Origin of the sequence: Thermithiobacillus tepidarius DSM 3134 (assembly GCF_000423825.1) — a bacterium.
In the GTDB taxonomy this organism is placed as follows: Bacteria; Pseudomonadota; Gammaproteobacteria; order Acidithiobacillales; family Thermithiobacillaceae; genus Thermithiobacillus; species Thermithiobacillus tepidarius.
Genome location: NZ_KE384096.1, coordinates 92,471 through 106,545, shown reverse-complemented (window position 1 = coordinate 106,545; position 14,075 = coordinate 92,471). Strand labels below are relative to the sequence as shown.

The following is a 14,075-nucleotide window of genomic DNA, read 5'->3' as shown; positions in this document are numbered from 1 at the left end:
CTACGACCCCTCCACGTTCAGGTGATCGAGCGGGATCGGTGTAATCGGCTCGAGCCGGACCGACCGGACCAGATCATGGAACAGCTCGAGCAAGCGCCGATGCTTCTCCGGGTGGGCATCGGCCCCCATGCCGAAAGAACTACCTGAACTGGTCGAGAAAGTGAGCGCGAGCCAGTACTGGGTGTCGGGAATCGGCAGGACCCAATATTCTATCGGCGCGATCAGCCGCTTGCGGTCTTTCGACCAGCCCTGGATGGGAATTTGCTTGTGCAGCCAGTGCAAGCCATTGATGGTGACCGGCTGCGCGCCCTCGATCCAGGCATCGGTGCCCTTGGCGGGATCCGGCCGGACGATGTACAAGCCGATGCCATCCAGCGAATCCATGAAAACGTGACCGCAGAAGGCACTGTAATTCTTAAAATTACCATCGCGGTCAGTACCGTAAATATTTTCGCGACGGTCCGACAATGACCACTTCCCCAGACGCTCGCCGACCACATATAGCGTGTTATTTCTCTCGACAAATAGAGGATTATTTCATAACCCAGCTCACCATAGCCGCCTATGCGGCGGAAAGAGTTGGAAGGATAACCTTAGCAGCCACGTAGCTCGACCGGGCCACTCAGCCAGTTATGACTGATGCGCCACTTGTCCACGAAGCGGAACGAATAGTGCTCCTGGATGCCCAGCGGCCCGGGCTGCATGAGCACCCCGCCCCGGTACACGCCCGGCGCATTAGTGGCACAGCCCGCACTCAGCCCGGCCAGCACCAGACCGGTCAGGAGCATTTTAGTGTCTGTCTTCAGCTCATTTGCCATCTTCTCTGCACTTCCTGCTGAATTGTCAAGCCGATTTTAGATGTGGCTGAATTATCTGCCCCACACAAACCGAATTCATCATGAGGGTGTTTTGGTCACTATGGACGCTGCTGGATGACCAGCGTATCCGCGGCTACATTGCGCAAGACTCCCCCGCTTACGCACACGCCTTTGTAGAACGAATGCTGCACGCCATCCGCCACTTGCCGCAGTTTCCGCACGGCGGTCTGGCGGTGCCGAAAGCCGCGTATCTGCATCTCCACGAGGTGAGCCATTAGGGCTACCGGATCGTCTATTGGTTGCGCGACGAGACGATCGAGACTGTCACCGTCGTGCACGGCAGCCAGCAGATATTCCTGCTTTGCCTCATCCGCAATGCAGGTGTCGTACGGCTGCGTTGCCGTTGAACGGCAACCATGCCGCACCTGACTAGGCCCTGCCAAACAGCCTGGCCCACCGCCCCCGCCGGGGCGTCGGCCGCGGCGCATGCGTGCTCGGCCCTGCCGGACGCAGCAGATCGCCGGGGTAGTGTTCATGCCCCAGGCATCCTGACTAGGCCCTGCCAAACAGCCTGGCCCACCGCCCCCGCCGGGGCGTCGGCCGCGGCGCATGCGTGCTCGGCCCTGCCGGACGCAGCAGATCGCCGGGGTAGTGTTCATGCCCCAGGCATAGGGAATCGTCCAGCCCAAACGCCTTGACCGCCGCCACCGCCTCGAGACACCAGCGGCCGAAGTAGCTGCCGCCTGCCAAGTTGTCGTTCCCGAAGGTGTACCACCACAGTTCCTCGCGGCCCGGGCGGGCCAGCTCGGGATACCAATGCGCCACGAAGTCGCGCAGCAAGCCGGCTTGCTGCGCCGGCGGCGCGTCGATGGCTTGGCGCAGGCGGGCGTAGGGTTTCGGGTGCAGGAGCCGGGTGCCGAGCGGCCGATCCGGCTGGCGGCTGGCGATCACGCGGTCGAGCAGAATGTCTTCCCCTGCCCCGCCGATCAGGGCGAGCAGGCGCTGCCACTGCGCATCCGGGACTTCCAGCGCCAGCGCCAGGCCCACCAGCCAGAAGCACCAGTTGTAGTGGTTGAAGTTGGTGAGCGCGAAGGTCCAGTCGCGGCAGGTCTGCAGGCCGTGCGCCGCACAGAGCTCGTCCGCCAGGCGGTTGGATAGCGCCCAGGCATCCAGCAGACCGGGAAAATACTGGCCCAGCTCGTCAATGGGATCGCCACGGGAGTAAAGGGTGAGGATAAATCTAAGATGATGCTGAGTCGAGTTCCACACATATTGTGGACCATAAATAGGATTGGCAGGTTTTTGTATTTGCTCCCATTCTATAGCTATTCTTTCTTCTCTAAACTTTTTCCATTCGTTCCAATACGTCTGATCACCCATGGACGCCCGGATCATGGTCTGGCTCCCAATAGCTTCCTCCCGGACGACAGAATTCTGGACGTATCGATTGCCTTGGGTTTACCCAAGGCATCAAGCACCTGTATCTCCGTTGAACCGTCGGGGCGGGTTGCAACCACCCAAGTTTCTGTGCGGTTTGCTATTATCGCATCGTAAATTTTATTGGCTTCTTTTTCTGATCCAACCGCCTTCTCCAGCCGCCCCGATCCCAAGATCCAACTCTCACTACCCTGCTTCCCATCCGCTGTTCTGCTCAGCGCCGAAGCACCGGTTTTACTGTCCACGCCAACGAATTTGTACTCGATGATCACGTAATCCACATCCTTGCGATTGACTCTATAAAGATCGTCGATGCCAGTTTCGCCGATAGCCGACATACGGGCCAGCTTTTGCCCCTCGGGCACGATCCGCCGGACCGTATTCGGACCGAACAGTTCGCCCATGATGCCTTTTTGTTCGGTCGTGAGCTGCTTCAAATCCAGTACCGGCTGGCCACTCCTGTCGATCACGCCTCTGCTCTTGAGCAGTGCGTCCTTGGCCACCTTGTCGGCCACTTCATCGACTTGCCGACCCGCCGCCTTGACCACCGCCGCGCCCACGCCGGCACCGGCTCTGGCAGCGCCGGACGCGCCGCCGAGGGCACTCAGGGCACGCGCGCCCAGCAACACCTGCTGATAGCCGGACACGTCGCGCCCATACAGCGCGTTGAGTTGGGCGCGGAGCTCGGGATCCAGGGCCACCGCGCCGCCTTCGCCGAGGGCATGGCCGCTTTCCCGGATGTTGCCGGCCACGGCACCCAGCAAGCCTTGGCCCCCTTGCCACAACCCGGCCAGCACGGCGCCGGGCTGGTCCTTGGCCGCCCGGAGCAGGTCGAACGCCCCGTCCCTGAGCGCCGAGCCGGAGTCCTGCAGTTCCTTTATCAGGCCGGCACGCAAGCTGCGGCTGATCCCGCTTTGGGCAAATTGCCGGTAGAAGACCGAATCGGCGGTGTCAGCGAACATCTCAGGACGGAACAGTTGCTGGCCGGCGGCAGTGAAGAACCGTTGCTGTTCGCCCAAGTCGTTGGTAAAGGTCTGCTGGGCGCTGGCCAAGAAGACTTGGGCGGCTGGATCGTCACCGTCAGCAAGCTGCGCGCGCCAGAAGTAGTCTACCTTCTTGAGAGCTTGCTGCGTCAGTCGCTCCAAGGCCCGCTTCTCGGAAATACCTTCTTTTCTGGCAAAGATCTTGGCTTGCTCCCGGAGCCATTTTGCCTCACTCGGGTGCAACTGCCGGTTGTTCGCATCCACATTGAAGCCCATCGCCCCACCGGCGATGCTGCCGCCCCCGACAGCGGCACCCAATCCGGTCGCGGTTGCCTGTGCAACCAACTGGCCAGCCAGTTGAGCGACCGTTTCGTTCGCACCGGCGTGCGTCAGAGCGGATTGCACTTGCTGTTGCCACTGGCCCAAGAGCGGAGCGGCGCTCGCTGCCGCGCCGGCCCCGAACGCACCTGCCATGCCGCCCGCCAAGCCACCCGCTGCCGCATGCAGGGCCACCCGATATGTACCACCCTCTTCCCAACGTTGGGCGTCGGTGCGCAGCGCCTCGGCTCGGCCAGCGTCTCCGGCTGCCTCGGCCTGCTTGGCTTGCGCCTGCAATGCCTTGGCACGGCTCTGCGCGAACTCCGCCACTGCTTTCGGGGCCTCACGTCCGAAGGCCTGGGTGATCTGCATCTGTGCGTTAATGTCTTTTTGCACCTTGTCAGCATCGAAGAGGCGTGCCAAGCCCGTCTCACCATCGCCGGTGCGCGCGCCCACCTGACCTGCAAGGCCGCTGACCGCCGCCTGCGTGATGCTGCCGGCTTGGCCGCTGTCATGACCGAAACCAATGCTGGTGCCGCTCGGCGCTAACTTGCCCTGTGGGTTGAAACCGGTGCCGACATTGATCCCCGTATTCTGGGCGTTGTAGCTGGCCTCATTGCGCACATCCTGGAGCAGGAGGGCACCACCTGCCTGGAAGCGATTGCGGCCTTCCCGCACCGCTGCGTCGGTACTGGTAATCGCGCCGCCGATCAAATCCGTTTTGCCAAGGACTGCTACCTCGAAGCCCTCATCGCCGGCCCGGATGCCGCTTTGCTCAATGACGCTGGCGAAGTTGCTGCGGATCTTGCTTTGGCTGGCGTTGACGCTGCCGCTCAGCTTGCCGTAGCCGAACGACGCACTGCCTCCGAGACTTTGCTGCTTGCTGTCGTAGGTGCTGGTGTCCTGCAGGCTCTCGATGCGCAGATCGCCGCCGATGTCGGCTGTCACCTGCTGGCCGCTGGCGACGGCGCCGCGGAGGGTGGCGTCGCCGCCCGTGCGGATGCTGAGCTGCTTGCCCGCGGCGACGTGGGTGTTGCTCCAGGTCACGTCATTGCCATCGGCCCGGCCGCGTCCGCCGCTGGCGCTGGCGGTGGCGTAAATGCCACTGGTGCCGATGCTCGCGCCCACGCTGGCGCTGTAATTCTGGTTGACGCTGCGCTGTTCGGCGGTGTTTCTGGCCGCCAACAGATCGATCTGGTCGTCGGCGGCGAGGCGAATGTCACTGCCCGCCTGGAGGCTGGCCCCTTGAATCGCCACGTCGCTGGCCTGGCCGGCGCCGCTGGCACGGATGTCGATGCTGCCGCCGGCGGCCACCGTCGAGCCCACGGCACTGTCGCTGGTCTGCACCGTGTCGCTCCGGCTTTGGCTGGTGCCGATGCTGACGTTCAGGTTTACCCCTCCCAACTGCCTGGGGTTGGCGCGCACGTCGTCGTAGGCATTCTTGGCGGAGAGCGCGGTGGTGGCGCCCGCTAATACCTGCAGGCGGGCATCTGCAGTCTGGCCAGCCGCCTGCTTCATCTGCTGGGCGGTCTGGATGGCGCTGATCACCGGGCTGGTGACGGCCACGGTCAGGCCGCTTTGCCGGAAGCGGGTTTCGGTGTCGCTGCGGCCGGCTTGGCGCGCCTCGACGATGTCCACCCGCTGGGCGGCGATGCCGATGTCGCCCTGCGGGGCGATGACATGGCTGCCCACTTGGCGGTAGCCCTGCCCGGCCTGGATGGCGACGTTGCCCTGGGTACTACCGATGGTGGCAGCGGCGGCCTCACTGCGGGTGGCCCGGTTGTCCGTGCTTTGCTGCCGAACGCCGATGCTGAAGCCGACGCCGCCGCTGCCGCCGAGCAAGCCCGACTGCTTCTCGTCCCGGAAGTGCCCCTCGATGGTGCTTTGGGTGGCGGCTTCGATGCTGACGTCGTGCTGCGCGGCCAGCAGGGTGCCTTGGGTACTCACCACGTTGCTGCCTTGGACCTTGATGTCCTGATTGGCCAGCACGGTGGTGGTGTTGCCCGACAGGGTGGTGCCCAGCGCGCTGGTCTGGTCCAGGGTGTCGCGCGTGCTGATGGTTTTAGTGGAGAGGAAACCGCGGCTCTTGTGCCGGTGGGCCTCGTCGACCTGGGTTCTGGCTTCGCCGGCCAGGAGCTTGGCATCGCGGCCGGCGCTCGCCAGCAGCGCGCCCTGCTCGCTGGTGACGTTGGCGGCCTTGGCGCTCAGGTCGTTGCCCGCCTGCAGGCGGATGTCGCCCCGGGCCTGGATGATGGTGCCGACGTCCGTGCGGCTGGCGTCGCTGCGATGGTTGTTGCCGTCCCAGACGATGTGATTGCTGCCGGCTTCCTGGACCGTGCCCAGGTTGAGGTCGTTGCCCGCCACGATGGCCGTGCCGCCCGCCGCCTGGCCGTCGACGGGCGGCCCGTCGTTGCGCAGGGCGGCGCCCAGCAGGTTGACATCGCGTCCGGCACTGGCGAGCAGGGTGCCGCCGCTGCCGGTCACGTACAGGCCGGCCACGCGATCGATGTGGGTGCGGCTGCCCTGTCCGTTCGTTTGGGTGCGGGTGGTGGAGGCGACGTTGAGGTCGCGCCCCGCCGCGGCAGTGAGGCTGCGGCCGGCGGCGATGGTGCCGCCCAGGTTGTCGAGGTCGGTGCGCGCCTGCACGGCCACGTCGTTGCCCAGCAGGCGCCCGCCGAGATTCTTGATGTTTTCGGCGTTCAGCGCCAGCACCTGACGCCCGGCGATGGTGCCGCTGCTGCCGAGATCGCCGGTGAGCTGGAGCTGGACGTCATTGCCGGCGATCAGGGCGCCAGAGGCCTGCAGGTCGCCGTCCTGAACCCGCGCGTAGAGCTGCGGCACCAGGGCCTTGGTGGTGCGGCCGTCGGGCAGAGTGACGTCCTTTTCCACGAGCCAGACGATGTCGCTGGTCAGCGCTGCCATCTGCTCGGCGCTGAGCGCGATGCCCGGTCGCAGGTCATGGGTGCGGGCGTAGGTCACGCCGGCCTCCATGAGCGCGCGGTATTGTGCTTCGTCGCTGGCATAGCCGTCGAGGAAGCGGCGGCCGGTGAGCTGGGCCACCTGTTCGCGGATCAGTTTTTGCTCGTAGAAGCCGTCGCCCAAGCGCTTCTGCGTGCGGGCCGGGTCGACCGCCAGGGCGCTCAGCATGTAGTCGGAGCTGAGCCAGGCACGGTAGCTGGCGAAGCGCGGATCGGTTTCCACCAGATAGTCGGCGTCGGGGGTGGGGTTCAGGCGGAACAGGCTGTTGTCGGGCACGCGGATATCGAGCCCGCCGCTGCGCACCACCATGGCAGGCCCGCCGGCGTCATTGCCGTGCAGGGCCGCCACCTGGGTGATGGGACTGATGGCCGGGCCGCTGCCGATGGCAACGTCGGCGGCGCGAGCGCTCGCGGGCGCCTGGTTGACGCTGCTGGCTGACAGGGCAACGATCCGCGTACCCGTACCGGCGGGCGCGGTGTTTTGCTGGTAGACCGTGGGCGTCAGGGAGATGGCTACGACGGTGGCTGGGGGATAGTAGGCGGCCGTGCTTGTGCCCGTCCCGTCACGACCCCTTTTATGGTCTCTCCAGAATGAAACGACGCTGCCGGAATCAGTAATGGTACTCTCGCCTGCGACCTCGGTGTTGTCGAGGCTGCCGATATTGCCGGTCAGCGCGCCGCCGGCGATGATGCGGCTCTTGTCGTTGAGCAGGTGATCGGCGCTGATGCGCATGGCGCCGCCGGACAGCATTTGCGCCGGGTCGGAGCTTTGCACCCTGGTTTCGGTGATCGTCCGGTTGTAGTTGTAGCTCAGCCAAGTCTCATAATTGCCTTCCGGCGTCATGAGCTGATCCGATTCATCATTGTGGATGTACACCCCGGGCGTGCCCGGCGTATAGCGGTTGGGCGAACCCGCGCCCTGATACTCGACGATGTTCTGCACGGGCAGCGTATCGACCCAGGTGCTGAAGTGCTCGTTGGTGTTGTTGATCTGCCTGGCGGCCACGTCCAGGCTGCCGAGCGCTTCGATGGTGGCGCTGTTGTTGTTGAGCGTGTCGGCTCGGCCGGTGGCGCAGTGGCAGGCGTCGAGGCTGCCGCCGACGACCAAGTCGCCCGCGCTGAAGATGAGGGCGTGCTCGCGGTTATCGAGCGTCTGCGCGCCGATGTCGAGTCGGTTGCGGGCGGCGATGACGGGCGCCGCGCCGTTTTCGGCGGCATTGGTCAGGATCTTGCTGCCGATGGCGAGCTGATCGCCGTAGATGCGGCCGCTGCCCAGGTTGTTCAGCGTCTGGGTCTGGATGACGGTGTCCCGGCCGTCGATCAATCCACGGTTGACCAGGGTGTGGCTATCGGTGGCCTCGAGCCAGACCTGGGCCGCCTGCATGGTGCCGTTGGCCTGGTTGTCGATGGTGGCGGCCTTGAGATGCAGCGCGGCCCCCGCCAGCAGGCTGGACTGGTTGGTGAGCGTGCCCGCGGTTTCCAGGCTGACGTTGCCGTTGGCCTGCAACTGGCCGGCATGGATGTAGTCGCGGGTCAGCCTGACGCTGAGATCGCCCTGGCTCAGCACCACGCCGTCGCCGCTCAAGCCGGCGCCGTCCACCGCCAGATGCTGCCCCGCGATCAGGGTGCCGCCGGTGTTCATGATGGTCAACGTCCGACCGGCGGGGCTGCCGTCCTGCAGGGTGGCGGCCTTGGCCGAGGAAATCAGTCCCTGGGCGTTGTCGATGCTGCCGTCGCTGGTCAGCGTCAGGGCATCGTCGGCGCGCATGGCGCCATTGCGATTGTCCATCTGTCGGGCGCTCAGGATAAGCGAGCGTCCTTCCAGGCCCTGGTCAGCCCCCCGGGTATCGGCATTGATGATGCTGCCCGCCGCGATGCTCATGGTTTCGTCCGAACGCACGAGGCTTGCGGTATTGTCCAGCGTGCCCCCGCCCAGCGCGATATCGATGTTGCCAAGCGACTGGATCTGCCCGCCCCGGTTGTCCAGTGCGGTGCCGTGCACGTCCAGGCGGGCGGCACTGCCGAGCACGCCGCCGCGGGTGTTGTCGATGGCGGTGCCATGGGCCGTGAGCGCACCGGCGCTGCCGATGTAGCCGGCGCCGTTGTCCAGCCTGCCCGTGGCCAGGGTCACGGTGCCCTGCCCCAGAACCCCGCCGCTGCCCGAGTTGGTGTTGATGAGGGTCTGGCCCTGCGTGTCGATGCCGAGTGCGCCCCGGGCCTGGATCAGGCCGGCATCGTTGTTCAGCATGCCGCTGCGGATCTGGAGCGTGCCGTCGTCGCTCGCACCCGTCGCGCCGATCCGGCCGTGGGCGTTGTCCAAGCCTTGTCCCTGGCTGTTCAAGGCCAGGCTGCTGCCGGCGATGGTGCCGTCGGCGTTGATCAGGCCGGCGGCATCCACGGCAACGCTGCGCTCGGCTTCGATGCGCCCGGCGGTATTGTCGAGGGCGCCCGAGCCGGCGCTGACGCTCGTCTGGCCCTGCACGGCACCGATGGTGCCGTGGCGATTGTCGATGCGGCCGGCGCCGAGGCTGAGATCCTGCTGGGCGGCCAGGAGGCCCTGCACGTTGGCGAGATCCTGGGCGGCACGAAGGGCCAGATTTTGCCCGCCGGTGATCTGTCCCTGGGCGTTGCTCAGGCTGTCGGCCGTGATCCGGGTATTGCCGCTCGCGGCCAGCCTGCCTCCGACACCATGCTGCGCGCCGTTGTCGATGCGCCCCGCGGCGTCGATGGCGAGATCGGCAGCGTCAGGTCCGGCGGCCTGGATCGTCCCGCCACGGTTGACCAGATCGCCGAGGGTGAGCACCGTGCTGCCGTTGCTGCTCAGCGTGCCGCCGGTGTTGTCGAAGCTTGCGCGGGCGGTGACGGTGGCCGTACCGCTGCCAGTCTGCACCAGCGCGCCGCCCCGGTTGGAGAGGGCATCGCTGTCGATGGCCAGCTGCCGGGCCTTCGTGATCGCGCCGTCCAGCATGGCGGAAGCCGTCCGGATATCGAGCAGGCCGTTGCTGCCGATCTGCCCGCGCGCGCCATCCAGCATGGTGGCGCTCAACCCGAGGCGGCCGTCGCCGGCATGCTCGATCATGCCGTCGGTATTGACCAGGGTGGCCGCCGCGATGTCCAAATTCCGGCTGTTGCCGGCGATCCGCCCCTGGGTGTTGTCGAGGCTGCCCGGCAGGCTGAGCGTCAGGTCGCCCGCCCCGGCCTGGACGATCTTGCCTTGGATATTGGAAAGATCATGGGCAATGGCGCTGATCTGCCCCGCGGAGAGCCTGGCGCCGTCGGTGCGCAGGGTCTGGCCGGCGCTGACCGTCAGCGTGTCTTCGGCGACTATCGCGGCGCCGCTGGCGTCGACGTCGCCAGCGCTCGCCTGCAGATGCCAGCGTTGCGCGCTGCTTTGGCTGCCGGACAGCTCGAGCGCCCGGGCCGCCAGGCGGCCGCTGTCCCCGCTCAGGTTTTGCCCGTGGGCGGCGATGAGCTGGGTGGCGTCGAGCGCGAGTGCGCCGCCGGTGCCGATGCGGCCGTCGGCTTGCACGCCGGCGGCAAAGACCGACTCGCGCGTGCCGGCGATCCGGCTGTTCGCGCCATTGGCCGTCAGCGTCGCGTCGCCTTGCGCGGCGATGGAGCCGCTGTTGGCGATGTCGCCGCGCGTGTCAAGGCTGACATTGCCTTGGGCGTGTATGGCGCCGCTGTTGTCGATGCCGGCCTGGCCGTCGACCTGCGTGTTGCCCGTACTGGTGATACGGCCGGCGTTTTCCAGGCGGCCATCGACAGTGACGGTCACGTCGCCGGCACTGGCGCCGATGTACCCGGCGTTGCGCACCCCGACTCCCGCCTCGGTGCCCACGAGGGTGATCTTGCCGGCGTACATGCCGCCCAACTGGGCGACATCGATGGCGAAGGCGGGAACCGTGCCTGCGCCGGCCCCGGGCGTGGCCCCGCTCAGCTCGCCGCTGCCGTCCACCTCCACCTGTCCGGCCCCGGCGACCGCTTTGAGTTGCTTGGCCCAGATGCCCGCGTTGACCTGCACGGCCCGGGCGATCAGGCCGGCGTAGTCCGTCCGGCTGGCATCCAAACCTGCGCCAGTCACCGTGATCGCGCCGCCCTGAACCCGATAGCCTTCGAGATTGCCGCCATTCAAGACCGGCGTGCCCGTCGTCAGCGTGGCGCGATTGGCGTTGATGAAGCCGCAGCCATCGCAGGTCACGCCGGCGGGGTTGGCGATGACCACCTGCGCGCGGCTGCCCGCCACTTCGACGTAGCCGTGCAGCAGGCTGGGGTTGCTGGAGTTGACCTCATTGAGAATCACCCGCGCCGTGCCCGCGGCCAACCAGGGATTGCCGCGTATCCAGCCGCCCAGTTGGGTTTGCGCGTCGGTGCGCGAATTGTTGAGGATCGCCCCCTGCTGTTGCACGTCGAACTGGCTGTAGGTGTTGCGCGAAACCCCCGCCGCGCTCGGAGTCTGGATATCGATCTGCGGCACGCCATTGGCGGCGTTCAGTATGGTCGGGCGCTGGTTGGCCGGGGCGTTCGGATCCGCTACGATTTGCCCATGTCCGGCGGCCGGCCACATGGCCAAGCCGAGTGCCGCCCAAAGCCCGAGGACCAGCGAACGCACCATGAGACGTGCCGCATGACGCGGCATCCGTGGCCGGACGTCCGCACTCCCCGCCGCCCTGCCTGCTCCCTTGCCCCGGCTGGCCGCCGTTTCGGCCACGACCATCGGCATGCCGAGAGCCTCGTTGAAGATGACGCGGTACAGGCGCTTGTTCATGCAGATCTCCCTGCCATGTTTTTCGTATGATTGGAGCCGGCAGCCCATGTCGCAGGCGGGTACCGTCTCGGGTTGTTGCGTGTGCGACTACTCCCTGCCAAGCTGCCGGCATCCGCCTCACAGCGACCAGGCGAGATTGAAGCCGGCCACCCGGGAAGCAGTCTCGAAACCCGCCGGCTTGCGGATCGGCCCGCCGATGAAGACATCGTAGCTCAGGCCTTTGTAGCCGCCCCGCAGACCCAATACGGCGCCGGTCAGTCGCGTGCCGATGAGGCTTTCGCTGCTCGGGCCGTCCACCTCGCCGTGATCGGCTCCCAGGTAAAGTTCCTGCCCGCTGCGGCCCAAGGTCCAGCCCAGATCGTTGCGCAACAGCCAGCCACGCTCGGCCGACAGAAGATTCTCACCGTCGAAGCCGCGCACGGTGTAGCGCCCGCCAATGGCGAAGCGATCCTGCGGCACCAGCGGCGTCTGATTCCACTGGGCGCGAGCCGCTCCTAGATAGCGCAGGCGCTGGGCGCCGAGGGCGAAGGGCACATTCAGTTGCGCGTCCGCCATGATGATCCGGGGCCGGGACGTGCCTTCACCAAAGGCTTCCTCCGGCGCGGGCAGAGCGCCCATGGCGCCGGTGCCGCGGCGATGGTTGAGGCCCAGGTCGAATGTGGCGGGGCCGATGAACTGGCGGTGCGTCAGGCCGACATCCCAGCCCGCCATGCGGCGGCGCTGCACTTCCACTTCGGTGTCATCGATGTAGTTCCTGGAGGAGCGTGTCCAGCCGCGCAGCGACAGGACGGTCTTGCGCACCGCGTCCCGGTAAAGCAGGCGGGATAGCTTGATGTCGGCGTTGCGGCTTTCGCCGCTGTAGAGGTAGGTCTGACTGGCGCCGGCCACCGACTGGAAATAGCGGCTGCTGCTCGCGGTAAAGCCGAGCAGCCAATAACCGAAGGGCACCGAATAATGAACGGCATAGCCACGGGTGCCACGCCGCCCCGGATCGCCGCCGCCGAGATCACGGTTGAAGCTGGCGTAGAATAGGTCATTCAGCGTCCACAGATGATCGAAAGACAGCGTCACCCCGCCTTGGTACTTGCCGGTGGCTTCGGTGCCAGAGTCATCGGCGAACACGCTCAAGCGCAAGGGAATGCGCTGCTTCCACTGAATTACGAGGTCGCTTTCTCCGGGTTTGGCGTCGGTGCCCTCGGCGGGGGTGATTTGAGTGTCCGCATCGGCGGTGGGGACGCGCTTGAAGTTTTCCAGCGCCTGCTCGACATCGCGCAGGTTGAGCAGATCACCCGCGCGGGCGGGTACCGCGTTCCAGCGTGTGGCGCGCGGATCCGTGCCCTCGGCAAAACGGATGCGGCGGATCCGCCCGGGAATCAGGGTCAGGTCGAGCGTGCCTGTTCGCAGGTCCTGCGGCTCGGCAAGCACGCGAGCGGTAATGTAGCCGCGCTGCACGATGGCATTTTGCACCCGCTTCATCACCAGGTTGATGCCGCGAGCGCCCAGGCAACGCCCGGCAGCCACATCGGCATGGCCGCCCTCGGCGCGATCCGCCGCCGCGAGCGCCCACTGAAAGCGCACGGCATCATCGCCGTGCAGCGCGATCCGTTCGATGGGGAAGCAGGGCGACTCTTCGCTGGGCAGGCGATCCGCGTCGGCTGACGGCGGGCGCTGCAGGCGCACGTCGGGGGTTTGTTCCTGCTGCTGCCGCAATGCTCTTTCCCGCTCCTGCTGGCGCAGGAATTCCTGGTTGGCGGCTTCCTCGGGCAGCACGACTTCCGCCCATGCCCAAGCAGGCTGCAGGCAGGCAAGGCAAAGCGCGAGCGCTGCGCCGCCCGGAGTGCGTGCCATCCGCTGCGGATCAACGGCCCGCGGCAAGCGCCCCATCTCCCCGCATGGCAGCGCCAGCTGTTTGCACAGGCCCTTGTGCGCCCTGCGCCGCGCCCACAAACCAGACTTCAAGAGCTGAAAGCCTGATTTCCTTCTGGAACTCTCCCGTTGCTTCGAAGCCCATTCTTATCATGCCCGTTCTTGTTATTTTCGGGTGCGGCACTGGGCACTGTCATTTTATCGTGTCTTGCAGACACTGCCCTGGGGACGCGGTGGCCGTTGTGCTTTTGGCGCAGCGCTTGGCTGCCGCCGCGCGGACATGCCAATCGAACAGCCAAGCCGAAATGAAAAATAGCTCAAATCCGGCCAAAGGAAACGTGGGTGGATGATTTCAGGGCCGGCTGCCAGGCGGGATTCATTGGAAGGACGGCGCGGCCGGCTGCATGCCCGGCCGCGGCTGACCTGACTCGGCTTCAGCGGTTTTGCCTTCCGCCAAGCAGGGTCATCGGAGAAGATACTGAATCAGATTTGCCGAGGCCGGCCCATGGCGCCAGCGCAGCGTCCGCAGCATCGCACGGCCGCGCGCCCCGGCCTCCTGCGGTCAAATCGCATCCTCGTTGACCTCCCCCGTCCGGATGCGCACCACCTTCTCCACCGTGGACACGAAGATCTTGCCGTCGCCGATCTTGCCGGTGCGGGCGGCGGTTTCGATGGCTTCGACGGCGCGGTCGGCGAGGTCGTCGGGCAGGACGATCTCCAGTTTGACCTTGGGCAGGAAGTCGACCACGTACTCGGCGCCGCGGTAGAGCTCGGTGTGGCCCTTCTGGCGCCCGAAGCCCTTGACTTCGGTCACGGTCATGCCCGCCACGCCGATCTCCGACAGGGCCTCGCGCACGTCGTCCAGCTTGAAGGGCTTGATGATGGCTTCGATTTTCTTCATGGGCTT

The 14,075-nt window shown here is 66.1% G+C and carries 6 protein-coding genes; all 6 read right to left on the bottom strand.

What is annotated here, in order from left to right:
• The 6 genes from G579_RS0113695 to G579_RS0113665 all read right to left on the bottom strand — a co-directional run bounded on the left by G579_RS0113695 (nucleotide 1) and on the right by G579_RS0113665 (nucleotide 14,069).
• Nucleotides 1–468 (bottom strand): hypothetical protein, encoded by a 468-nt coding sequence (locus G579_RS0113695; protein WP_155989893.1) that lies wholly within the window; start codon nucleotides 466–468, stop codon nucleotides 1–3.
• Nucleotides 469–593: 125 nt separating this feature from the next.
• Complete coding sequence (locus G579_RS0113690) at nucleotides 594–818, bottom strand: hypothetical protein (protein ID WP_028990614.1); 225 nt, start codon at nucleotides 816–818, stop codon at nucleotides 594–596.
• A gap of 552 nt (nucleotides 819–1,370) precedes the next feature.
• Nucleotides 1,371–2,198: a PoNe immunity protein domain-containing protein gene (locus G579_RS0113680; protein ID WP_211218754.1), complete on the bottom strand. Its 828-nt coding sequence runs from the start codon at nucleotides 2,196–2,198 to the stop codon at nucleotides 1,371–1,373.
• 11 nt (nucleotides 2,199–2,209) lie between these two features.
• Nucleotides 2,210–11,302, bottom strand: a complete 9,093-nt coding sequence (locus G579_RS19120; RefSeq protein WP_028990612.1) for a two-partner secretion domain-containing protein — start codon at nucleotides 11,300–11,302, stop codon at nucleotides 2,210–2,212.
• A gap of 117 nt (nucleotides 11,303–11,419) precedes the next feature.
• On the bottom strand, nucleotides 11,420–13,072 hold the full coding sequence (locus G579_RS0113670; RefSeq protein ID WP_028990611.1) for a ShlB/FhaC/HecB family hemolysin secretion/activation protein: 1,653 nt from the start codon (nucleotides 13,070–13,072) through the stop codon (nucleotides 11,420–11,422).
• A 658-nt stretch (nucleotides 13,073–13,730) separates the two neighbouring features.
• On the bottom strand, nucleotides 13,731–14,069 hold the full coding sequence (locus G579_RS0113665; RefSeq protein WP_028990610.1) for a P-II family nitrogen regulator: 339 nt from the start codon (nucleotides 14,067–14,069) through the stop codon (nucleotides 13,731–13,733).
• Nucleotides 14,070–14,075 lie beyond the last annotated feature (6 nt).

Coding starts and splice junctions, on each gene's coding strand:
- G579_RS0113690 (WP_028990614.1), bottom strand. CDS start 818: ATGGCAAATGAGCTGAAGACAGACACTAAAATGCTCCTGACCGGTCTG.
- G579_RS0113680 (WP_211218754.1), bottom strand. CDS start 2,198: ATGGGTGATCAGACGTATTGGAACGAATGGAAAAAGTTTAGAGAAGAA.
- G579_RS19120 (WP_028990612.1), bottom strand. CDS start 11,302: ATGAACAAGCGCCTGTACCGCGTCATCTTCAACGAGGCTCTCGGCATG.
- G579_RS0113665 (WP_028990610.1), bottom strand. CDS start 14,069: ATGAAGAAAATCGAAGCCATCATCAAGCCCTTCAAGCTGGACGACGTG.